Source organism: Aeromonas sp. 603404 (assembly GCF_049171775.1).
In the GTDB taxonomy this organism is placed as follows: domain Bacteria; phylum Pseudomonadota; class Gammaproteobacteria; order Enterobacterales; family Aeromonadaceae; genus Aeromonas; species Aeromonas veronii_A.
On sequence record NZ_JAAKPE010000004.1, the window covers coordinates 251,810 to 275,442 of the forward strand.

22 protein-coding genes are annotated in these 23,633 nt (G+C 55.8%); 3 read left to right on the top strand and 19 right to left on the bottom strand.

Annotated features, from left to right (window positions below):
* Positions 1-36 precede the first annotated feature (36 nt).
* From galU to G5306_RS08475, 6 genes are all read right to left on the bottom strand, one after another.
* A complete protein-coding gene (gene galU / locus G5306_RS08450) occupies positions 37-918 on the bottom strand; it encodes a UTP--glucose-1-phosphate uridylyltransferase GalU (protein ID WP_421312723.1) in 882 nt (293 codons plus the stop codon).
* 234 nt (positions 919-1,152) lie between these two features.
* Entirely contained in the window at positions 1,153-2,370 is a 1,218-nt protein-coding gene (locus tag G5306_RS08455) for a sugar transporter (RefSeq protein ID WP_421236069.1), read from the bottom strand.
* Between the two features lie 15 nt (positions 2,371-2,385).
* Complete coding sequence (locus tag G5306_RS08460) at positions 2,386-3,036, bottom strand: ABC transporter ATP-binding protein (protein ID WP_421236070.1); 651 nt, start codon at positions 3,034-3,036, stop codon at positions 2,386-2,388.
* 11 nt (positions 3,037-3,047) lie between these two features.
* Positions 3,048-3,848 (bottom strand): ABC transporter permease, encoded by an 801-nt coding sequence (locus G5306_RS08465; protein WP_421236071.1) that lies wholly within the window; start codon positions 3,846-3,848, stop codon positions 3,048-3,050.
* 64 nt (positions 3,849-3,912) lie between these two features.
* Complete coding sequence (locus tag G5306_RS08470; protein ID WP_421312724.1) at positions 3,913-5,721, bottom strand: polysaccharide biosynthesis/export family protein; 1,809 nt, start codon at positions 5,719-5,721, stop codon at positions 3,913-3,915.
* The gene (locus G5306_RS08475) at positions 5,708-6,082 is read right to left on the bottom strand and encodes a hypothetical protein (protein WP_201996467.1); all 375 of its coding nucleotides are present in this window, start codon (positions 6,080-6,082) and stop codon (positions 5,708-5,710) included. The genes G5306_RS08470 and G5306_RS08475 overlap by 14 nt, the downstream gene beginning before the upstream one ends.
* A 1,171-nt stretch (positions 6,083-7,253) precedes the next feature.
* Between G5306_RS08475 and G5306_RS08480 the strand changes: the two genes are divergently transcribed.
* Entirely contained in the window at positions 7,254-7,778 is a 525-nt protein-coding gene (locus G5306_RS08480; RefSeq protein ID WP_421312725.1) for an acyloxyacyl hydrolase, read from the top strand.
* 169 nt (positions 7,779-7,947) lie between these two features.
* On the opposite strand, the gene G5306_RS08485 is transcribed toward G5306_RS08480, so the two are convergent.
* The 11 genes from G5306_RS08485 to G5306_RS08535 all read right to left on the bottom strand — a co-directional run bounded on the left by G5306_RS08485 (position 7,948) and on the right by G5306_RS08535 (position 19,069).
* Positions 7,948-9,444, bottom strand: coding sequence for a C69 family dipeptidase (locus G5306_RS08485; protein WP_421312726.1), 1,497 nt, complete (start codon positions 9,442-9,444; stop codon positions 7,948-7,950).
* A 462-nt stretch (positions 9,445-9,906) separates the two neighbouring features.
* A complete protein-coding gene (maiA, locus tag G5306_RS08490; protein ID WP_270817076.1) occupies positions 9,907-10,542 on the bottom strand; it encodes a maleylacetoacetate isomerase in 636 nt (211 codons plus the stop codon).
* A gap of 139 nt (positions 10,543-10,681) precedes the next feature.
* Positions 10,682-11,677, bottom strand: coding sequence for a fumarylacetoacetate hydrolase family protein (locus tag G5306_RS08495; protein ID WP_421312727.1), 996 nt, complete (start codon positions 11,675-11,677; stop codon positions 10,682-10,684).
* Positions 11,678-11,687: 10 nt separating this feature from the next.
* Positions 11,688-12,839, bottom strand: coding sequence for a homogentisate 1,2-dioxygenase (locus tag G5306_RS08500; RefSeq protein WP_421312728.1), 1,152 nt, complete (start codon positions 12,837-12,839; stop codon positions 11,688-11,690).
* The gene (gene hppD / locus G5306_RS08505; protein WP_421312729.1) at positions 12,832-13,968 is read right to left on the bottom strand and encodes a 4-hydroxyphenylpyruvate dioxygenase; all 1,137 of its coding nucleotides are present in this window, start codon (positions 13,966-13,968) and stop codon (positions 12,832-12,834) included. Before hppD ends, G5306_RS08500 begins: the two co-directional genes overlap by 8 nt.
* A 224-nt stretch (positions 13,969-14,192) precedes the next feature.
* Positions 14,193-14,876 (bottom strand): HAD family hydrolase, encoded by a 684-nt coding sequence (locus G5306_RS08510; RefSeq protein ID WP_421312730.1) that lies wholly within the window; start codon positions 14,874-14,876, stop codon positions 14,193-14,195.
* A gap of 26 nt (positions 14,877-14,902) precedes the next feature.
* A complete protein-coding gene (locus G5306_RS08515) occupies positions 14,903-15,562 on the bottom strand; it encodes a TIGR01621 family pseudouridine synthase (RefSeq protein WP_421312731.1) in 660 nt (219 codons plus the stop codon).
* A gap of 175 nt (positions 15,563-15,737) precedes the next feature.
* A complete protein-coding gene (locus G5306_RS08520) occupies positions 15,738-16,430 on the bottom strand; it encodes an ABC transporter permease (protein ID WP_005337302.1) in 693 nt (230 codons plus the stop codon).
* Positions 16,431-16,523: 93 nt separating this feature from the next.
* A complete protein-coding gene (locus G5306_RS08525; protein WP_005352911.1) occupies positions 16,524-17,264 on the bottom strand; it encodes an ABC transporter permease in 741 nt (246 codons plus the stop codon).
* Between the two features lie 211 nt (positions 17,265-17,475).
* Positions 17,476-18,249, bottom strand: coding sequence for an ABC transporter substrate-binding protein (locus tag G5306_RS08530; RefSeq protein ID WP_005337307.1), 774 nt, complete (start codon positions 18,247-18,249; stop codon positions 17,476-17,478).
* Between the two features lie 49 nt (positions 18,250-18,298).
* The gene (locus G5306_RS08535; protein WP_236350897.1) at positions 18,299-19,069 is read right to left on the bottom strand and encodes an ABC transporter ATP-binding protein; all 771 of its coding nucleotides are present in this window, start codon (positions 19,067-19,069) and stop codon (positions 18,299-18,301) included.
* 533 nt (positions 19,070-19,602) lie between these two features.
* On the opposite strand from G5306_RS08535, the gene G5306_RS08540 reads away from it, so the two are divergent.
* Positions 19,603-20,505 (top strand): lysine exporter LysO family protein, encoded by a 903-nt coding sequence (locus tag G5306_RS08540; protein WP_421312745.1) that lies wholly within the window; start codon positions 19,603-19,605, stop codon positions 20,503-20,505.
* A 103-nt stretch (positions 20,506-20,608) separates the two neighbouring features.
* Here the strand turns inward: G5306_RS08540 and iadA are convergent, their stop codons facing one another.
* Both iadA and G5306_RS08550 read right to left on the bottom strand, forming a co-directional pair.
* Entirely contained in the window at positions 20,609-21,739 is a 1,131-nt protein-coding gene (gene iadA / locus G5306_RS08545) for a beta-aspartyl-peptidase (RefSeq protein WP_421312732.1), read from the bottom strand.
* Positions 21,740-21,805: 66 nt separating this feature from the next.
* Positions 21,806-22,585: an ABC transporter substrate-binding protein gene (locus G5306_RS08550; RefSeq protein WP_026034932.1), complete on the bottom strand. Its 780-nt coding sequence runs from the start codon at positions 22,583-22,585 to the stop codon at positions 21,806-21,808.
* A gap of 388 nt (positions 22,586-22,973) precedes the next feature.
* Between G5306_RS08550 and G5306_RS08555 the strand changes: the two genes are divergently transcribed.
* Positions 22,974-23,582: an ACP phosphodiesterase gene (locus tag G5306_RS08555; RefSeq protein ID WP_216962089.1), complete on the top strand. Its 609-nt coding sequence runs from the start codon at positions 22,974-22,976 to the stop codon at positions 23,580-23,582.
* Positions 23,583-23,633: the final 51 nt, after the last annotated feature.

Below are 23,633 nucleotides of genomic sequence, written 5' to 3' on the forward strand. Positions count from 1 at the left end.
ATGTGTTATACGCGGATGAGTCAAATAGAATGGTAGTTACAACGCCAGTGACCCGATAAATGCTTTAAAGCTATGCTGATAATCTTTATGGCGGAGGCCATACTCAACAAACGCTTTCATATATCCCAGTTTATCACCGCAATCATGAGATTTTCCTTGCATGCAAAATGCATCGACCTCACCAGATTTCAACAATTCTGAAATCGCATCGGTCAACTGGATTTCATCACCAGCTCCGGGTTGTGTGGTTCGCAGGTGTGGCCATATCTCAGGTGTCAACACGTAACGACCAACAATGGCAAGATTGGATGGCGCCTCATCTTGCTCAGGCTTCTCAACAACATCAAATATGGTGGCAGACTCTCCCGCATCCACATCAATGGAGTGGCAGTCCACGATACCGTATTTTGACACGTCTTTGATATCGACAGGTTCCACCATAATCTGGGAGTGACCTGACTCTTTATAATTACGAACCATTTTTGCCAGATTGTCCTTTTTCAGATCGCTTGCTGCGTCGTCGATAATCACATCTGGCAATACCACGACAAAGGGGTTGTCACCGACAAGCGGATATGCGGAAAGCACGGCATGACCCAGCCCTTTTGCCTCCCCCTGACGGACATGCATGATGGTCACATCCTTGGGGCATATCGACTGGATCTCTTCCAGTAATTGTCGTTTAACCCTGCTCTCTAATGTGGCTTCCAGCTCAAAAGATTTATCGAAGTGATTCTCGATAGCGTTCTTCGATGAGTGGGTTACCAGAATGATCTCTTTGATTCCTGCCGCAATGCATTCATTGACCACATACTGGATCAATGGTTTATCTACAATTGGCAACATCTCTTTCGGTATTGCTTTTGTGGCTGGCAACATACGAGTACCTAGACCAGCAACTGGAATTACAGCTTTCATTTTATCCCCTAGCATTGGTTATATACTTATTTTTTATTTAGGTCGTTTCGAGAGGTGAGCCCTCATCTGCTTTCAGCAAAATACATCATCGACCAGTTGATATATTTTGCCATGAAACATTTGGCAGTTAATATAATTATACGGCTGAATATAAAACCTATAAGTTTAATTTAAATGTATTTTACAAATGAATAAAATAACTGTGATAACTGAAGGATGGATAAAAACCATTGTTTAATCCTGATGTTCACGCAGCGTGGCCAATCCCATTATCACCAAACCATAAAACAGGCAGAGTAATACTCCAACTGTGGTCAGGTTATAGATACGGCGTGGATATTCAGCCTCTTCCGCCAATGTCGGACGCGTGACAACTAATAAGTGTTTAAGTTTGCGATAGGCTTCTACACGGGTTTGCTCCAGGCTGATCAACCCGGTCTTGTAGAGATCGGCAGCCAGAGTAGCCTGGGTTTGCAAATCCATATATTGGGCGGTGATTTCGTTCATCGCCTCAGGCGTCACCTGATTGCCAGCACCGGCATCATGGGTGGTCAATTTCGCCTTTTCCTGTTTTAGTTGCTTGCTTAACGCATCAACACGACTTTGCACCGATACCACCCCTGGGGCACTCTCTTTCATATAACTGCGCAATTGCTTAAGTTCTGCCTGCTGGCGCACCAGTTCAGCTTCAATTTCACTGACTACACCAAGGCGTGCAGTGCTGGTCGATTCCGGGCTAATTAGCTGATGGCTATTTTGAAACGCCAGCACCTTGGCTTTCTCTGCCTGCAAGCGTTGATGAGAACGGTTAACCTCTTGTTCGACAAACGCGAGCTGGTCCATGGCGACCTGATGGCCCAGCTTGTTGATAAAGCCTTCCGCTTCTTTCAGCATCAAGCTGACTACCTTCTGGCCATATGCAGGATCGAATGCCTGCAGTTCGATGGTTAATACCCCGGAGAGTTCATCAAGACGCAAGGTCAGGTGGTCACGGTAATATTCCAGAAACTCTTCGCGGGTGGCACTGCTCGACAAGCGTGAGAAAAAATCAGCATTACTGCCTTGGTAGTGCGCCTTCAACGCCAGTTCCCGATCCAGTTTTGCCAGCAGATCCCAAGAGCGCAGATAGTCTTGTACCAGCAGTACATCCTGATGATTGCTGCCACCCAGCCCCAGCATAGACAGGGCATCGGGCAACATTTTGATTTGATCTGCCTGCTTTATGATGATTTCGCTGCGGCTGACATAACGGTCTGAAGCAATCCCGCCAAAATAGAGTGATGCGACAACAAAACTGACCACCACCCATAAAAAACTGCCCAGTTTCAGGCTTTGCTGCCATGAACGATGAGCGAGTTTGTAACCACTGGAGTCAATAAAAAATCGTTTGGGCTGATTGCGCAATTTGCGCAGCAGACGGAGAGGTTTGTTCGCAGGAATAGGATGAGTCATGGTTAGGCTTGCTTGTTACAAAGTTTGATAAATACGGATGGCGTCGTCGATATTGTCGAACACTTCCAGCTGGCCATTGCGCAATAACATGCCCATATCACACTGCTGGCGCAGGTTTTTCATATCGTGTGATACCATGATAAGGCTGGCGGTTTCACGCTTTTTGTTAAAGACGTCGATGCACTTCTGTTTAAAACGGGCATCCCCCACCGAGGTGATCTCGTCGGTCAGATAGATATCGAAATCGAAAGCCATGCTGACGGCAAAAGAGAACTTTGATTTCATGCCGCTGGAGTAGGTTTTGATCGGCAGTTCAAAATGCTGACCAATCTCGGAGAACTCCTTGACCCACTCCTCAACAGCTGCCGTCTCGCGCACCCCATGAATGCGGCAGACAAAACGGGTATTTTCACGCCCCGTCATGCTGCCCTGAAAGCCCCCCCCCAATGCCAGTGGCCAGGATACCCGGCAATATCGGCTCACCTTGCCACGGTTGGGCATATCCATGCCCCCGAGCAGTCGTAGCAGGGTCGATTTGCCCGCCCCGTTGACCCCCAGAATGCCGATATTGCGGTCCCGAGGCAGGGTGAGCGATACATCGCGCAGCACATAGTTACGACCAAATTTGGTCGGGTAGTACTTGGTAACAGAGTCAAGAACGATCATCAGGTTTCACTTTAACTGGCGATAAGGCGGCGATGGCTTAACCGATAGCAACTCATGGCGAAGGTGAGCAGTATCAGGGTGACAGCAGCCAGATAGCTCGAGCTGACATAGGGGCTACTGTAGCCGGCAATCCAGCCACTGCGAATAAGCTCTAGAGCATGCACCAGCGGATTCCATAAAAACCAGTGCCGATATTGGGCCGGGATGGTGGCGAGCGAGAACATGACGCATGAGATAAACATCAATGGCATCATCAGCAGGTTGAGGAATTTGTCGGCCTCTTGCACCAAATTGCAGATCACGCAAAAGACAATTCCGAGAGAAAACGAGAATACCATCAACAGCAGATAGACAAGGATCACCTGCAGCGGATCGGCAGGAATGGCATCAAAGCCAAACCAGATTAGTCCCAATATTAATACCCCCCCCACCAGCATCCCGACCATGGTTTCGAGCATAAAACGGGCAATAAACGTTGAGAACGGAGTGACCTGGCGGTAACAGAACAGCCCCATATTGGCGCTGACTGCAGATTGCAGCTTGCTGACCACATTTTTAAAAAAAATAAAAGGCAGATACCCTGCGGTGATAAATAGTGGTGCTGGCGCTCCGCCAAATCCGCTATGACCGCGCAAGCCAAAAATCAGGCTAAAGGCACCGATCATCAGCAGTGGATCCAGTAGTGCCCAAGCATACCCCAAGCGATAGCTGCCAAAACGGGTTTTAAGCTCGCGAATAAGCAGGCCAAAGACAACATCTCGCAATACCTGTAAGGAGGTACGCGGCGTTTGATTAAGAATCGGTTTATTCATTAAGTCGCTCTACCGTATAACAGACTCGCCGGGGGCGAGTCTGTTTTACGCCGCAATCAGCGGCTTAGTTAATTGCTACGTTAGCAGCCACGGCGATCTGATAGATAATTTGAGTAATATCCTTGACCGATTGCATGGTTTTGCTGTCAACCTTGGGCAACACCAGGATCTGATCACCGGGCTGGACACTCCCCTTATTTTTAAACTCCACCAACCCGTTGGCATGAACCACGGCAATCCGTTGGTCATTCGCACGCTCGGTGAATCCGCCAGCCCATGCCACATAGTCATCGAGAGTCGCATTGGCGTTGTAGACGACGGCCTGTGGCATCAATACTTCCCCACCGACCTGAATCAGGTCAGTTCTGTTCGGTATGACAATCTGGTCACCCTGTTCCAACTGAATGTTCGCAACAATCCCCTTGTCTGCGACCACCACCTTGCCAAGTGGCTGGATTTTTCTGGCCTTTTCGACAAAGCGCATCACCAGTTCTGCCTCTTTGGCACGGATCGCCGCTTCACCATCCGAGCTGGCAGGAGCAGTAAACACACTGCGTTCCAACCGGTTGAGCGACTCTTCCAACATCTCTTTTTGCCGCGCAGCGACACTCTTGCGCATAAGGTAGATGGATTGGTAATCGGCAAGCTGTGGGTCAATGGGAATATGGTTGAGCAGCTCATGCAGTTTGGTCTGCTTGCGCACTGTAAAATATGAGGGTCCCATATAGCTACCAGCGACCTGCACATCATAAACCTGAGCATGCATGTCATCGTTGAACAAGACTTTGTCACCATCCTTAAGCTGGAGGCTGGCAAAATCCTTGTAAGGTAAATAGATGGAGAATGGACCACTTGGACGGTCACCTATCACCCCGACATGACTCACCTTGGCAAGCGGCAGAGCATAGTTGACCAACTCCGAGCCTAGCGTATTGCGCTGAGTCAATTCGAAACGGAATGGGTTACGCACCTTGCCCGCGACATTTATCATCGGGCCCTGTGGCTCTACCAGGATGACATCCTGATCTTTAAAAGAGAGCTTGGGCATTTTGCCTTGCTGCATGAATTCATACAGATCGATTTTTTGGATGACCTGGTTCTGGCGTAATACCTTAATTTGACGATAGCTGCCGCGCTCCGAGTCTATCCCCCCTGCCCGCTTGAGAAAATAGAGCACACTGTCAGAGGATTGACCCGCATACTGGCCTGGCCGTATTACCGGGCCTGTAACAAACACACTCACGGGAGTTGTTGTCAGCAGGTTGACGTAGATATTGACATTATTCGTAAAAACATCACCAATCCTGCTGGTCACCAGATTATTGACCTGGCTGGCAGGTACATTCTTGACATTTATCGGGCCGACATCAGGAATGAAAATATTGCCTTGATTATCTACCGTCACTACATTGGAAAAATTGACGGCCCCCCAGATCCAGATATTAAGTTTGTCCCCTGGCGCTATCAGATAATTGTCATTCAGGCCATCGCTGCGTTCGGTCTCATAGCCACCGGCAAACAGATTGGCGCCATAAGGAGGAGGTAATCCAACCTCTGCCTGGGGCAGTAATTTACGTACATCTGCCTCACCGGGTAACAACATTCCTTGACGATTCTGTTGAGTAAAACTCCCGGTCGTTGAACTTGTGTTGGCCTGCCCACTCAGTGCTGCTTGACCACCAAGCTGGGGGCCGGTGTTTTCAGCAGCCTTTCCTGAAAGGGTGTAACCAAATGATGATCCATTTGCTTGCGCTAAATCCGGGGCGGCAACGGCCATGGTTGCGCAGGATGTACTGATGAGAAACAGAAGTGTGCTGAGCTGATAAATTTTCATTTTGTTCAAAACATGTGCCTTCATTTTATTGCTCAGCAAGAAGGTTGCTGACAGAGGTCTGTTCCAGTTGAGGTATCAGATACCATTGTTCTTCAGTCTTGCATGCCGCACGTCTTTGCGAATGGCCTTGCATGCTGTTAAACAACAGCTCAACGCACTCAAGACCCAGAGCCGAAACATAGCGTTGCCCTAGGGTATAGGTAACATTGTTTCTACTGAATGCAGCGCCTTGTGGCAGTGTATTCAGCGCCTGCTGCAGATCGGGAGGCATGGCATACAATTCAGTAGCAACTGACGGGTTGACGAGAGGACGAGACGCTTCTACCTGCTTTGGCTCATATGCACAGCCACCAACTTGTATGGCTAACGATATGGCCAATAACCGGGTTGCAAAATTCATGTGTCAATATTTCCCATGGAGTCAAGTGTTGATCTGTTAAAGCCAGGTCGCCTTATGGTCTGGCAACGCTATTGCCGATCGACTCATTATCTTTCATGACCAAAAAACGAACTGACATGTGGCTGTTCATCCCCAGCCCTGCAACTGCAAAAGCGGGTTTTGAGTTCCTCATCAACAGACAATCTGCCGAGACTGCGAAGCGATACTAGGCAGTCTGAACAAGAGCCGTTTGCTCAAAAAATTACCATTTACAGCACGCATTTCAGAATGTTCTGAGTGAATCGAGCAAGACACGATATATGATGGATCTCAGACAGAACAGCAATAGTCTCATCAGGAGTAGGCATGAGCCCTAAAATGAGCAATGCTGCTCAATTGCTGTAAAGATGTAGCGATGTTGATCGCGAAATACTGTTTTTTTGCCATAGCTACCGCACGGCAATGACATCTTCCCGGACAAAAAACAGACAATTTGGTTGTAAAATAAAAACAGGAAGGAAAATAGCGAAGCATGCCAGCTCAAAAAGCCAGCAAGAATTGATTGCGATGTAAGCACCCATCCCGTTCATGAAAACGTCACAATGTGACGTATATCATGTTTATTCTCATTTTTTTCGAATGCTATCAATTAGCCACAATTGGGTCAACACTCAAAAAACTCACCTGCATTCTTCACACGACAAAGAGGGACACAAGACTCTGTTTTTAAAAGATTTACACTCAAAGCAGCATTGGTAATAAATGTATTCGTACGGTGTAAATATTTTTGACGACAAGCAAGATTAATTTAGAGATTTCTTAATTATCCCTCGCTCCTCCAAAGATAAATTAATTTTTTGTGAACCACATCCATTGAGTTTTAAATGAAAATGTGGTTGTCAGCCTTTTGTTCGAGTTCGACAACCTCTCTGATATACCCATCAATCCACTCAGCCACTGCCTAAAAAGTGACCACCATTAACGTCACACACAACAAGTAGTTCAAATAACGTTCAATTAGACTCCGTTTTTCCCCGTTATTGAGAACATAAAAGCGATAGACCATTTATTCGCCAACATGGTTTTTTTTAGTTTTTCTGGCCGTGATTGACAGGGTTATTGCCTGTTGACTATGCCTGATATGTGTCCGATTGAATCGGCACCACAGGGAATCAACGACATTGGAGGGGGCATGGACGCTAACACTCTATCAAGGATTGGCCTGCTGGTTTCACTGCTCACCAGCACAGGGGCCGTGGCCAATGACAATATTCTTGCCCTGCAGCTGGGCAAGGCGTTCAGCAATGAAAAGCTCGACATCAAGATCGCCGATGCCAAGTTTCACCATATGTTCTGGCGCTGGGGAGACTCGGCTTGTCAATTTGGATTGGGAGTGCGTGGCGGTACCCTCAAGATAGAAGATGAAGAGACCGCAAGACTGGGGGGCGGTGCCCGTATCGAATGCCAATGGGGTAACTGGGTGACCTGGATCCCCGGCGAAATGGTCTGGCTCGATCAGTATCAATTTGGCACCCGCGGCCACGGCTACAAGGATTACGGCGGTCCCTTCCAGTTCGCTCTGGGTATCGGCCTCGGTTACGCCATCACCAAGAATTGGCTGATCGGCTATCAGTATGAGCACATGTCCAACGCCTATATGTATGACAAGAACCCGGGGCTGGACAGCCATACCCTCCATATCGAGTACCGTTTTTAGCCAGACAGGCTTCGTCATGCTCATCTGAACACTCTGCAAAAAAGCCTTCACTCCCGTGAAGGCTTTTCGTTATGTCGTCTTCTGATAACAAAGGTGACAGTGAGAAGATCACCATACTCAAGACATGGATGACGACACGCTCTGCCGCCTCACCACATCATGGGGGCAATCAGTCCTTTTTCGCCTTGTTGGCGAAGAAGATATCGGCCTGAATATCCTGGGTGCGCACCGTGAAGATCTGGTTGGTGAGATCGTCGGTCAGCATTTCGGCCTCCTTCATCACCCGCAGATTGAAGTCGTTGAGCATGCTGTTGGCGGCGGCCTTGTCCGTTTTGACCGTTTTCAGGTAGCTGGCTTCCATCTCTTTCTGCTCTTTGGCAATCTTCGCCTCCCAGCTCTGGTAAGCCTGCTTCACTATGGGGGCCAATTTGGGGTAATCGGTCATTATCAGGGTCTGCAGCTTGCGATATTTCCAGTAGATGGAGTCGCTGTCGGCCTTGTCGCTACCCATGGCATAGTGCGCCGGATAGGCTTCCAGACCGCTGTAGTAGGGAACGAAGGCGGTCAGATCCGCCATGCCGAGGCCCACATAGGTCACCTCCCCCACCTCACGCGGCATCCAGGGGCGTACCTGCATCACATGGGACTCGTAGGTGCGAAACACGCTGACGGGGCGCCACGGCTCCTGACCGTTCAACCCCTTGCTGTAGGGATCGTGTTCGGTGCCGTCATAGTGATTGCGCAGCACCGCCTTGACCTCCTCCAGCGTCATCTTCTTCTCGGGGGAGAGGGTGACCGGGAACTGGCGACCGGAATCCACCGCCTGCTTGAGCGAGGGGTTGAACATCTGCTGGATGTTCCAGACCCGCGGATCGTTATAGGTACGGTCCCGCTCGTCATCGCGGGTATAGGCTTTCGAGAAGTTGAACGCCCCCTCCTTTTGCGGATGGTAGAGCCCCTTCTCGGTGGCAAATTCGATCAGATTTTTCGATCCCATCATATCGGCACTGGCGGGATCGTACTGCTGCAGGCGGCCCTGATTGCCGGTGGCAAAGTAGTGATTTTTCGGCAGACGCTGCGCCATCCAGTGATGGCCGGTGGCAGTCTCCAGATACCAGAGCTCGTTATCATCCACCACGGCGACACCAAATCCCTCTCCCGCGCCTATGGTCTCGATGATGTTGCCAAGCAACGAGATCGCCTCGCGGGCCGATGTGGACCGGGAGAGCAACACATCGGGAATGTCATCCTCGGTGATCCCCTTATCTTCCACATAGGGGTCAAAGGCGAGCGCTTCGGGTGAGGCAAAAATGGACTCGGTGCCGCTCACCCCGACTCCCTTCTCGTTGAACCCGGTGGCGCCATGCAGCTGGGTCTTCCAGTTCGGTACCGTGGTATAGCGCAGGGAGTTTTTCGGCAAGGGGTAGCTGAAATCATTGGCGCCATTGTGAGCCTTGGAGCTGTGCATACCGCTCTGCCCCTGCTTGGCCGGATGGATCACGAAATGCTGGGCTTTCAGGGCATCGCTGTCGGCGCTGCGGGCCACCATCATGGAGCCATCGGCGCTGGCTTCACTGCCGACCAGCAAGGTGGTACAGGCGAACGCCGACGAGAAGAGAGCAAGGTTGATGGAGAGTGCGACGACGCACTTTTTGAAGGAATACATGAGATCTCCTTGTTGCACAGAGTGGTTGCAAATAAGCGGTGGCGCGCCAGTCAACCTGCCGCTGTCACAAGGGATCTGCGCGGTGACACGGGCCGGACAGTGCGGGCCATCAAACCGTAAACACGAAAAAGAGCAGTGCGAATAAACCATGGAAACCAGGGAGGTAGCCAAGGCCCCCTGATAGGCGACCTGTACGCATTTCTGCTTTCAGCTGTTCCGCTGGCGTGGCGATACTAGGCCCAATCAACTGACTTGAGTGTGACTGACAGCCCAAAACACCAACAATAAAGACTAAGTCAATGCAAAATGTTGATAGGTGTGACAAAAGAAGGATTATTGGCGACATTCAGCCGTCAACACGAAGAACACAAAGCGCACAGAGAGGGGAATAAAGAGATGAGGAGATGTGACGCGTGGGATGGCGTGTTGATGCCATCCCGCGATGTTCGTTAAGTCAGGTTGTCACTGCGCGTCCGGCTGGTTTGCGGGGGCGGCCTTGATAAAGGCTTGCAACTGTTCGCAGTTGGCGACGATGCGGCGGATAGTGGGGTAATCGTCCAGGGTCATGTCGTAGCGGCGGGCGTTGTAGACCTGGGGCACCAGCATGCAGTCGGCCAGGGTCACTTCGTTGCCGACGCAGTAGACACCGGCGGTGGTCATCAACAGCTGTTCGAGGGCGGTGAAGGTCTCGTCAATCCAGTGGCGATACCAGCAAGCCTCCTGCTCGTTGTTGGCCCTGAAGTGCTCTTCCAGATAGTTGAGCACCCGCAGATTGTTGAGCGGGTGGATATCGCAGGCGATCATGTTGACGATCTGGCGCACTCGGGCCCGCGCGTCGGGGGAAGAGGGCATCAGGGAGTAGGCGGGATAGGTCTCGTCAAGGTACTCCATGATGGCGACCGACTGACCGAGCTGCACATCGCCATCCACCAGAAACGGCACCAGCCCTTGCGGATTGATCCGGCGATAGGCCTTCTCGCTCTGCTCGCCTTGCCGCAAATTGATGGGATGCTGCTCGTAGGCGAGCCCCTTGAGCTGCAACACGATCCGTACCCGAAAACTTGCCGACGAACGCCAATAGCCAAACAACTGCAACATAATCTGTCCCTGCATCTTATCTGGGCCCGAAGCCCGGCAGGTGCTCGCCACCTGCCTCCTTGTGTACCCGGCACCGGTTGAGGGCTCGTCGTGATCCGGACATATCCCGAATAGGTTTGCCGCCAACCGGCGCTGGCCATCAACCTCCCTGACCGCTCGCTGGCACCACCTGTTGAGAGATGGTGCCAAACAGGTTTTGGCCAGAGCGATCTTCCATCGCGATCGACACTCTATCACCAAACTGCAAATAGGGGGTTATAGCTTGATCACAATCAAGAATTTCCAGCATGCGCCGCTCGGCGATACAGGATGAGCCGGCGCTGCGATCGTAGTTGGAGACGGTACCGGAGCCGATGATGCAACCGGCACCAAGGGGCCGGGTCTTGGCCGCATGGGCAATCAGCTCGAAGAAGTTGAAGGTCATGTCCACCCCGGCTTCTGGCGCACCGAACAGCGCACCGTTGAGGTGGGTCAGAAGCGGCAGATGGACCTTGCCATCGAGCCAGTCATCCCCCAGCTCATCCGGGGTGATGGCCACCGGCGAGAAGGCGCTGGACGGTTTGGACTGGAAGAAGCCAAAGCCCTTGGCAAGCTCGCCCGGAATGAGGTTACGCAGGCTCACATCGTTGACCAGCATCAGCAATTTGACGTGGCTGGCGGCTCCCTGCGCACTCACCCCCATCGGCACATCGTCGGTGATGATGGCCACCTCCGACTCGAAATCGATCCCCCACTCCTCCGAACCCATCACGATAGGCCCACGGGGGGCGAGAAAACTGTCGGAGCCCCCCTGATACATCAACGGATCGTGCCAGAAGCTTTCGGGCATCTCGGCGCCGCGGGCCTTGCGCACCAGCTCCACATGGTTGACGTAGGCGCTGCCATCGGCCCACTGGTAGGCGCGCGGCAGCGGAGAGAGGCAAGACGCTTCGTCAAAGGGGAACGCCTCACCAACGTGGCCCTCGTTAAGCTGCTGATAGACAGCCTCGAGCCTGGGGGCAACCTCGGCCCACTCGTCGAGGGCGGCCTGCAGGGTGGGAGCAATCTCGCTCACCCGCACCGCCCGGGCCAGATCCCGGCTCACCACCACCAAAGCGCCATCGCGCTTGCCATTGTTCAATGTTGCCAATTTCATAAGCGATTCCTTATTTGCCGGCAGCAGCGTCCGGGCGCTGCCAGCTGGAGACATACCGGGTGTTCTCGATCCCTTCGCACAGACTGCCGACGTTCAGCGCATCGCGGGTGTCGAGCATGACCGCTACCTCGTCGGTGAACTTCTTGGCATAGGCCTGCCCCGCCGCAAACGCCTTGGGATGGGGGCCGTGGGTGAATCCGGCAGGGTGGAAGGTGACCATGCCCCGCTCGATATTGTCCCGGCTGAAGAAGTCCCCGGCGTGGTAGAAGAGCACTTCGTCGTAATCATCATTGCTGTGATAGAAGGGCACCTTGAGGGCGCCGGGATCGCTCTCGATGGGGCGCGGCACGAAGGTGCAGATGACAAAGCGGCTTGCCACAAAGGTCGAATGAGCCGACGGCGGCAGATGGTAGCGATGGCTCATCAGCGGGCGGATATCCCGCCAGTTGAGGCGCACCACACACAAGTCGCCGTGCCACCCTTGCGCATCCAACGGGTTGAACGGCCAGGTGATGACCGACACCTGATCGTGGCGTTTGACCTGCAGCGACCAGGGATTCTCATCCTGCTGGGCCAGAAAGCGTTCGTTGATGGCGGGCACATCGAGCGCAGCCGGGTCGAAGATGGCGTGATTGCCCACCAGCCCCTTGTCCGGCAGCTGGTAGCTGTCGTTGGTCGCCTCGATCATCAGGATGAACAGGGGCGCCGTCGGCTCGATGCGCCACATGGTGCCACGGGGGATCACCACATAGTCGCCGTCCCGCAGAGTCAGGTGGCCGTAGTCGCAGAAGAACTCGCCGCCCCCCTCGTGGATAAAGAGCAGCTCGTCGCCGTCGGCGTTGCGCACCAGAAACGGCATCGTCTCGGAGAGCCGCCATATCCGGTAGCGGCAATGGGGGTTGCTGAGAATGTCGGGAGCCCCCCAGGGAGAGAGTGAGCTCACCTCTTCCTGGAGGGCATTCAAGTCAAACAGCCGTGGTCGCAGCGGTCCCTTCCAACTGCTCCAGTCGGTGGGGGCATGCTTGTGGTGCATGTGGGTGGCGGGGCCGAAAAAGCCGCTGCGCCCCAGCTCGCGCTCATAGATGGCCTGTTCGGGCAGATCTGCATGGGCCTGTCGGGAGTGGGTCCCCTCCCGATGGGGGAAGTTAATCCAGTTACGCATCGCTCGCTCCCTCTTTGCGGGCACCCTTCTCATCCTCGGTGCCATCCAGCACGCCGCGGCGGATCTGGTCCAGCTCGATCGATTCAAACAGCGCCTTGAAATTGCCCTCGCCAAACCCTTCGTTACCCTTGCGCTGGATGATCTCGAAGAAGACCGGGCCAATCACAGTGTCGGTGAAGATCTGCAACAGGATGCCATCCTTGGTGGGGGAGCCGTCGATGAGGATGCGCAGCTCTTTGAGGGCCGCCAGATCCTCCTGATGCCCCTCGACCCGGCTGTTCACCTTCTCGTAGTAGGTATCGGGCGTCGGCATAAAGCCGGTACCGCGGCTGCGCAGGGTGCGGATGGTGTGGTAGATATCGCTGGAGGCCATGGCGATGTGCTGGATCCCCTCCCCCTTGTACTGACGCAGGTACTCCTCGATCTGGGACTTGTCATCCGCCGACTCGTTGATGGGGATACGGATCTTGCCGCAGGGGGCAGTCATGGCGCGAGAGTGCAGCCCGGTCAGCTTGCCCTCGATATCGAAGTAGCGAATTTCGCGGAAGTTGCCGATCCGCTCATAGAAGTTGGACCAGACATCCATATTGCCGCGATGCACGTTATGGGTCAGGTGATCGATCTCCATAAGACCGGCATCTACCTCTGCCATCCGGGACTGCCAGTCGGGGTAGAAGACAAAATCCACGTCATAGATGGAGCCCTTGTCGCCATAACGGTCGACAAAGGAGAGCGTGCTCTCGCCGATACCGTAGATGGCGGGAATATTGAGCTCCATTGGGCCAATCTTGCCGACAAAGGGCTTGGCCCCCTTGGCGATGGCGTACTGCTGGGCTTTGCCCGCATCGCTCACCCGAAATGCCATGCCGCAAACGCTCGGCCCGTGCAAGCTGGCAAACTGCTCCGCCTGGGAGTGAGGCTCGGCATTGACCACAAAGTTGATATCCCCCTGCCGGTAGAGCCAGCATTGCTTGTGTTTGTGCTTGGCGACCTCGGCAAACCCGAGCGAAACAAACAGGCTCTTGAGGGCGGCAATCCCTTTGGCATCGGGGGCCGTGTACTCGACAAACTCGAAACCGTCTGTGCCTAACGGATTGATGGTATGGGTGGCGGAAGAGGTGGCATTCATCGGGCGCTCCTTGCTCTTGATTCGGTTAAAACGGATTGCGACACCCAGCGGCGCGGCAAGTGTTAACAACTTGTTTCATTAGAAGCAGGGCGTAGCAGGAAGAGAAGAGGCGGGTTGCAGATAGTTTTTCGCGGCTGGCAGCAAAAGATGTAAATGAATTGTGACGTTCAAGCCGCAGCCTTGCGGATCAAACGGTGACGACCCATAGGACTGTCAGCTTTGCCTTACAGTTGCCAGTTTTTGAGCAGCAGATGGGGCAAGCAGGCCCGGGCCTTTTGCAGTCGCACAGGCGTCGGATTGATCAACCACGCCTCTTTCCCCAACCCCAGCAGCGGCAGATCGTGCAGGCTGTCGCTCAAGGCCAGCTCGGCATCGAGGGCGCAAATCTCCGGCAGCAGCTTGTGCTGGCCGTGGCAATAGAAGCGCGGCATCAGGCCGCCAAAACGGTAGTGCATCTGCGAGCCAATGATCCGGTGGGGCAACTGGTCGGGCAGTTGCTGATAGAGCTGGGCTCGCACCAGCGCGCAGGGACTGGCGGAGATCACCCAGCAGCGCGCCCCCTCGCGTTGCAGCAATTCGCGAGCCTGACGATACAGCCCCGGCCTGGTGCGGCAATAGGCGCGCACCAGCTTGCGCCAGCCCAAAGGAGAAAGCCCCAACGAGATGGCCCACCAGATAAGGGAGATACCGCGCCGCCGCTGGCTGGGTAGCAGCTGACTTGGCAACAAATAGACCAAGCCACCCAGCGCAATCACTGGCAACAGCAGCAGCGGCCAGATCCGGCGGCGCAGGATATAGCGCAGCAGACCGGCGTGGCTGTCGCCGGGGGCCAGGGTGTCGTCAAAGTCGGCCAGGATCCAGCGCGGCGCACGTCCGTCAGGATCACGCTCTTTCGCTGAATGGATCATGGCGTCAGACGCTGGGCGCATCAGCATCAGGGCGCAAGGGCTGCGATGGCTGCCGTGAGCTCGGGAGTGACAAATTCACTCCCCACATCGGGCGGGCAGACAAAGTCGAACGGCTCGCCCGCCAGGGTAAAACTCAGTCGCCAGGCGTGCAGATAGCCGCGATCGGCTGGCGTACCGCCATAGCGCTCATCCCCGAGAATGGGGGCGCCGATGCTTTTGAGGGCAACCCGGATCTGGTGGGTTTTGCCGGTCTGGGGCTTGATGCGATAGAGCCGCAGCCCCTCGCGCACCGACACCGAATCGAACCAGCTGATGGCGGGGTTTTCCAGCGTGCGCACCAGCATCCAGCTGCCGCCACGCCCCTTTTGCATATCCCCCTTCACCCAGCCCTGCTTCTTCTTCGGTTTACGATCGGAGAGCGCCAGATACTGCTTGCTCACCTCACGGGCCGCAAAAGCCATGCTCAGCTCACGGTTCGCCTCTGTGGTGCGGGCCAGCAGCACCAAGCCGGAGGTCATCTTGTCGAGCCGGTGTACCGGATAGAGAGTGAGCCCGGTATCGGCCTTAACGCGATTGACCAGCCCCGGATTGACCGCCTCCCCGTCGCCCTTCTCGTCGTGCATGCCGATGCCGGGCTGCTTGTCGATAACCAGGAAAGCGGGATGCTCAAACAATATCCGGTACATAAAACCTCGGGAACTGGGGGATAAGGCACGCAGCCAACGACTGGCGGTGCTCGGGAGTGCTGCATTCTCCCTGCTCGTCCGCCATTTGGCAAACCGGGCGGCAGAGGATAAAGATAAAAAATGGCCCCGCCTGCAACAGGCGGAGCCATTTTCGCTCATCTTGGCAGCTCAACCCTTACACATTGCGCGGGCGCAGGTGAGCGTGCCAGCGCGCTTCCCACTTCTTGAACAGCCAGACGATGACAAAGGTGAGCAGCATATAGAGCAGCCCTGCGGTCAAAAACGCCTCGAACGGACTGTAGTAGCGAGAGTTGATGATCCGCGCCGCGCCGGTCAGATCGACGATGGTGATGATGCCCGCCACCGCCGAACCCTGCAGCATGAAGATCACCTCGTTGCTGTAAGCCGGCAGTGCCCGACGAAACGAGTTGGGCAAAATGATCCGGGTCAGGGTCTGCCAGCGGGTCATGCCAAAGGCGTTGGCAGCCTCAATCTGGCCGCGCGGCATATTGTGTACCGCCCCGCGCACGATCTCGGCGGTATAGGCGGCGGTATTGAGGGTGAAGGCCAGCAGCGCACAGAACCAGGCTTCGGAGAAGAGCGACCAGGCGGCACTGTTCTTCAGCCACTCCCACTGGGCGGCGCCATAGTAGATGATAAAGAGCTGTACCAGCAGCGGGGTGCCGCGAAAGAAGTAGATATAGGCCCAGATCGGCCCCTTGATCAGCCAGTTGCGGCTGTTGCGCAGAATGCCCATGGGCACCGCCAGCATCAACCCAAGGATCAGAGAGAGGGCCACCAGCCAGACGGTGGTATAGAGCCCCTCCCAGTAGGTGGGCCACTCTTTGAGAATGATTGAGAAATCCATGGCTTACCTCGTCTTCATCGTGATGTAGTGACGCTCGGCACTGGCACCGCGACGCTCACAGTAAACGGATGACTGCATTGAGTACGACATGGCTTACCTCGTCTTGATGGCATAGTGACGCTCAGCCCACTTGAGCGCCGAGGTGGAGACTGCGGTGAAGATCAGGAAGATCAGCGCCACCGCCATGTAGAAGGTGAAGGGTTGCTGGGTCGAGCCCGCCGCCAACGAGGCTTTGCGCACCATGTCATCGAGGCCGATTATGGAGACCAGCGCAGTGGTTTTCAGCAGCACCAGCCAGTTGTTGCCAAACCCGGGCAGAGCGTGGCGCATCATCTGGGGGAAGAGGATCCGCACAAACACCTGGGTTGCCCGCATGCCAAAGGCCCGTGCGGCCTCCAGTTCGCCTTTGTCCACCGCCAGAATGGCACCGCGAAAGGTCTCGGTCATGTAGGCGCCGAAGATAAAGCCGATGGTCGCGACACCGGCCACAAAGGGGCTGATGTCGATATAGTCCGGAAGCAGGGAGACCCACTCCTGATTGGGATTACTCTCCAGTAACCAGCTGTTGTAAGTCTCGTTGACCCAGGTGCAGATACCGTTGATCAGCACCTGGCCGCCAAAGAAGAGCAGCATCATCAGCACCAGATCGGGGATGCCGCGAATGATGGTGGTGTAGCCGGTGGCGATGGCCCTGGCCCACTTGTAGGGAGAGAGTTTGGCCAGCGCCCCCAGCATCCCCAGCAGCAACGCCAGCAGCAGGGAGGCCAGCGCCACTTCCAGGGTGACCCAGGCGCCCTCCAGCAGCGAGGCTTCGTATCCTTTCAAATCAAACATATGCAGCTCCATCGCCACTGAATCTTCACGCACCTGCTAACCAGAAGGCTCCATAGCAGTCCGAATGAAATATGTGCAGCTCCATTGCAATCAATGCGGGCCCGTAAACTCCCTCAGGGAGGTGACGGGCCCGATGACTACTGACGGGATCAACCTGTCGTTACTTGCCGTAGACGTCTTTGGACTTACTCGCCGTAAACGTCTCTTTGTTTTACTCTCCGTAAACGTCGAACTCGAAGTATTTGTCGTTGATTTCCTTGTACTTGCCGTTGGCACGCAGCGCCAGAATGGCGGCGTTGAATTTCTCTTTCAGATCCTTGTCAGCCTTGCGCACTGCAATACCGGCGCCTTCGCCAAACCACTTGGGATCGGTCAGTTTCGGGCCGACGAATTCAAAGGCATCACCCCCCTCTTTCTTCAGCAGACCGTCGGTGATGGCGGCAGAGTCGGCCAGCACATAGTCCACACGACCGGATTTCAGATCGAGATAGGCTTCATCGGCGGTGCCGTAACGCTTGATGGTGGCATTGGGGAAGTTGTCGGTAATAAAGGTATCCATGGAGGTCGCACGCTGCACCGCGACGGACTTGCCTTCCATAAAGGCTTTGTCGAGCTGCACGTCAGTGCCCTTCTTGGCGGCGAAGCGGGCCGGAATGTGCTGGTACTTCTGGGTGAAGTCCACCTTCTTCTTGCGCTCTTCGGTGATGTCCATGGTGGCGATGATAGCGTCAAACTTGCGCGACAGCAGCGCAGGAATGATGCCGTCCCAGTCCTGCTTGACCAGGGTGCACTTCACTTTCATCTCTTCGCACAGGGCGTTGGCGATGTCGATATCAAAACCTTTCACCTCGCCACTGGGCTCGGTCCAGGAGAAGGGGGGATAGGCACCCTCAACCCCGATCCGGACCTCTTTCCACTCCTTGGCCATCAGGCTACCGGACGCGAGGGCAGTAACTACGGCTGTCGCCAGCATCAGCTTGTTCATGTATCTCTCCTTGATAAAACAGTTGATTGGGTAACCAGGCATCCCGCCATCAGTAGATGGAGGAGATGAATTGCTTGAACCGCTCGGATTTGGGATGGGCGAAAATCTCCTTGGGGTTGCCCTCCTCTTCCACCCGCCCCTGATGCAGAAACATCACCTTGTTCGATACATCCCGGGCAAAAGACATCTCGTGGGTTACCACCAGCATGGTGCGCCCCTCTTCGGCCAGCTCGCGCATCAGGCCGAGCACCTCCCCCACCAGCTCGGGATCCAGTGCCGAGGTGGGTTCATCAAACAGCATCACCTCGGGCTCTACCGCCAGCGCACGGGCAATGGCGGCCCGCTGCTGCTGACCACCGGAGAGGTGGCCGGGATAGTAGTCACGCCGCTCCCACAACCCCACCCGGTTGAGCAGGAGTTCCGCTTTGGCCATCGCTTCGGCGCGAGGGACCTTGAGCACCTGGATCGGCACTTCGATGATGTTCTGCATGATGGTCATGTGTGACCAGAGATTGAAGCTTTGAAACACCATGGCCAGTCGGCTGCGGATCCGCTCCACCTGACGCATATCCTCGGGCAACCGCTCGCCGGCGCGGCTGGTTTTCATCCGGATCAACTCGCCATGGAGCGAGACGGTGCCGGATGAGGGGGTTTCGAGCAGATTGATACAGCGAAGAAAGGTCGACTTCCCCGAGCCGGAGGAGCCGATAAGGGAGATCACATCCCCCTTGTGGGCGGTCATGTCGATGCCCTTGAGCACTTCGTGGGTGCCAAAATATTTGTGCAGATCACGTACTTCCAGTGCGGCAACGTCGCTCATCCATTACAACCTTGTCTGTCCCTAGACGCCGCAGGGGGCGTGACTCAACCACCGTACATTTAACAAAAAGTTAACCGATGGCAACCTTCAGCGAAAATATCACCCGGATAGTGAAAAAACAATACAGAACGAGGGTCTTCAGGGGATCCGCTCTATTTTTATTCGCTCTTTGCGTATTTTTCAGCACTTTGTTTGCATAAACAGCCGTTTCAATGGCTATTCCGATACCGCCTTTTTATACCCCAATCATATCAGTGGCAAGAGAAAAGCGTGATGTGTGCCAAACCGGCACCAAAATGGCTTTATGCACCCCCTTGCCGAGCGAAATATCGACCACCCGATTGGATCAACTTGATTTCATTGGTGCACTCGGGCTCGCACAGAACCTTATCAAACAGAGAGGTTGTGGCAAAAAAGTAACAATCTGCCCCCAAAAGGGCTGTTTTCGGCCATGAAAGCGATAGATATGTGACACAGAGCCAATAAGTAATGATAAGGTGGTGTTTTTATCAGTTTTTGTGATCGAGGCCTCGATGCTGCTCAATGTGTTGCTGATCCTGTTGCCACTGGCAATCGGCTATCTGGTTCCCCTCTCCTCTGCCCGACTGATCAAGCTGGTCAACCAGAGTCTGGGCAAGATGGTCTACCTCATTCTGTTTCTGATGGGGCTCGGGCTTGCCTATGTGGAGAACCTGGGCAGCAATCTGGCGGTGATCTTCAAGGTCGCCGGGGTGATGCTCACCGCGATCACGGTCTGCAACCTGCTGGCCCTCTGGTGGCTCGACAAGCGCACGCCGCCGACCCACGAGGCGAGCGATAGCAAGATGCCGGGCAAGCTGCACCTGCTGTGGGAATCCCTGCAGCTCTGCTTTGTGGTGCTCGGCGGTGTGCTGCTGGGTCTACTGGTGGATCTGCGCGCCCTGCCCATCGACAAGTGGAGCGAGTGGGCCCTGATGCTGCTGCTGTTTCTCATCGGGGTGCAGATGCGCAACTCTGGCATGCGGCTGCGCCAGATCCTGCTCAACCCCTGGGGGATGAAGATAGCCGCCACCGTCATCCTCAGCAGCTGGCTGGGCAGCCTGCTGGCGGCCCAGTTGCTGGGCATGCCCTTTGCCCATGGTCTGGCGATGAGCTCGAGCTTCGGCTGGTATTCGCTCTCCGGCATTCTGGTGGCCGACAAACTGGGGCCGGTGCTCGGTTCTGCTGCCTTTATCAACGATCTTGGGCGCGAGCTTATCGCCATACTGATCATCCCGATCCTGATGCGACGCCACCCCTCGGCGGCCATCGGTTACGGCGGCGCCACGGCGCTGGACTTCACCCTGCCGGTTATCCAGAAATCAGGGGGCATTCAGGTGGTGCCGGTGGCCATTGTCTCCGGCTTTATCCTGAGCCTGCTCGGCCCCATCCTGATCCTCGGATTTCTGGCGATCTAAGCCTGATTCCCACATTGCAGATAAAAAAGCCCGACCTTGTTGTCGGGCTTTGGCTGTTTGGAGCAACCACGCACTCGCACTGGCTGCGATATTGCCCGCAGCCTTATTCGCGCCACAGGCCGCCGCTCATCACCCTTTCGATAGCAAACGTCCGGTCGTGCACCAGCAGCAGATCCGCATCCTGCCCGACCCCGATACGCCCCTTGCTGCCGAGTCCCAGCGCCTGCACCGGATTGCTCGTCACCGCGGCCAATGCCCTCTCCAGCGAGACACCGAGTTGGGTCGCGCGCACGCACTGCTGCCACAGGCTGGCAATCTGACCGCAGCGCATCTCGATTAGCCGCCCTTCGCCATCAAAGCGCGGCAGGCTGGCGTTGGCATCCGAACTAAAGGTGATGCGCTCGGCAGGCACACTGGCGGCCAACAGCTCGACGAGTGCATCGGCGGCAAGCCGCTCGCCATCCTCCAGCAGATCGGGAAAGCTCGAGGTGGTGAGATCTACCCAGCCTCCCGCCTTGCCCCACTCGACGGCCTCGGCAAAGAGCCAGGGGTTGCGGTTGCAGTGGGTGGGATAGAGCTGGCGCAGCGGAATGTCGGTCTCATCGCGCAGGGCCCGCAGGGGCGCCAATGCCCCCTTGCCATCCCCGACATGGAAGAAGCTGACCCCGCTCTTGCCCGCAAGCAGCCCAGCCACCCGCGCCTCGCTGGCAAGCCTGGCCAGCTCGTCGTGGGTCGGCGCACTGGATCTGTGGTCACTGATGGCCACCTCCCCCACCCCCAATACCTCTGGGATCAGGATGATGTCCGACTCCACCGTGCCGGTCAGGGTCTTGACCGGCAGATGGTAGGAGCCGGTATACATAAAGGCGCTCACCCCGGCGGCGCGAAACTCGCGCACCTTGCCGAGCACCTGCGCGGGAGTGCGGGTCAGGCTGTCGGTGCCAAGCGCCGCCACCAGGGTGGTGACGCCGGCCTTGAGCGCCTCGCTCGCCGCCAGTTCAGGGGTGCGAAAGGCAAAGCCCCCCTCACCGCCGCCGCCCGTGATATGGGCCAGCGGATCCACCAACCCGGGTACCAGATAGCGGCCACGACCATCGACCCGATGCAGCGGCCAGTTTGTGGGCACCGTCAACCCCTTGCCCATCCAGGCGATACGGCCATCAGCCACCAGCAGATCCTGCTGGCCAAGGTGGGTGGGGCTGAAGATCTCGGCTCCCTCGATCAGGGTCAACATGGCGATCCTCCTTGCACGATTGTCGCTTGCCCAATGAAAAGAGAGGGAGCAAGCTCCCTCCCCCCGTCAACCACCATATATATCGTACTTGAAGTACTTCTGGTTGATCTGCTGATAGGTACCATTGGCACGCAAGGCCTTGATCGCCTCGTCCAGCTTGCCCTTGAGCTCCTTATCGCTCTTGCGCACGGCGATCCCCATACCATCACCAAACCACTGGCGATCGGTCAGGGCAGGCCCCACATAGTCGAACTTGTCGCCCCCCTCTTTGCCAAGGAGCCCCTGCTCGATGGCAGAGGCATCGGCCAGCAGGGCCAGCACTCGACCCGCTTTCAGATCGAGATAGGCCTCATCGGCATTGCCGTAGCGGACGATGGTGACATTCGAGCCAAAATTGTCGGTCAGGTACTTGTCGTGGGTGGTGGCCCGCTGCACCCCGATGCGCTTGCCCGCCATGCCTTCCGGGGTCAGCGTCAGCTCGGTCCCCTTGGCCGCCACAAAGCGATTGGGAATATGGGCATATTTCTCGGTGAAATCGACCTTCTGGCGCCGCTCGTCGGTGATCGACATGGCGGCAATGATGGCGTCGTATTTGCGCGACAGCAGGGCCGGGATCATGCCGTCCCAATCCTGCGCCACCAGCTCGCACTTGACCGCCATCTGCTGACACAGGGCGTTGGCGAGATCGATATCAAACCCCTTGATCTCGCCCGACGCATCGGTCCAGGAGAAGGGCGGGTAGGCCCCCTCCACCCCGAAGCGCACGGTTTTCCACTCCTTGGCCATGGCGGGGGTGGCCAGCAGGCTGGCAACAAACAGGGCTGAGAGGGTCAGTCTGATCTTCATCTTGAGTACTCCATTACATAAAAAGCGCACAGGCGCGGACAAGGCACCGCAGGCGAATGCATGCGATGACCAAAAGCGGCAAAATCTGGATGAGCGAGATCACGCCCGAGCGGGCGTCAGTGAACTGCTCCAGAGGTTCGATCTATTCGTCGAACCACTCGGAGAGATAGAAAGGCTTGAAGTAGAAGGCCAGAAAAAAGCCTCTGGCTTTGCGCATCATGGTGGTTTGTCGCGTCCTGTGACAAAGATGGAATCACCTTAGCACGCCCGAATTTTGCCCGGCAAGAGGCAGCCGCCAGGCAGTAGCAAAATCCCGACATGGTCAAGGCGGGCGGGATCCGTTAGGCTCGAAGCACCTTGCCATCCCATAACAGACCCACAGCGACCGATGAATTTTCTGGCCCATCTCCATCTGGCTGCCCACACCCGAAGCTCCCTCACCGGCAATCTGCTCGGCGATTTCGTCAAAGGCACGCTGCCCACGGGGCTTGCCGCCCACTTCGATGAGGGGATCTGGCTGCACCGCAAAATTGATGCCTTCACCGACAGCCACCCCGAGCACAAGGCGGCCGTCGCCTGTTTCGAGGCCCCCTGGCGCCGCTTTGGCGGCATAGTGGTGGATATGATCTACGACCACTGGCTGAGCCAGCATTGGGAGCTGGTCAGTACCGAACCCCTGCCCCGCTTCCTGCAACGCAGTTATGACCAGCTATTGGCCGATCACCCACGCCTGCCGGACGGACTGCCACTCCCCCTCAAACGGATGGCCGAGCAGAACTGGCTCGCCTCCTACCGCCACAGGGAGGGGCTGGGGCAAGCGCTGAATGGCATAGGTCGCCGACTGCGCCGCCCGGTACCACTGGGAGAGGCGCTGCAACTCCTCGATGAATCGCAGTGGCAAACATGCGAGGCGGGATTTCTGCGCTTCTATCCCGCGCTGATGGACTTTAGCCAGCAGCAGCTGGCCCAATATCGGGCAGCCCAAGGGGCACAGTGATCCCTCTGGATAGAGCTGCTTCCCCATAAAAAAACGCCCCTTGCGGGGCGT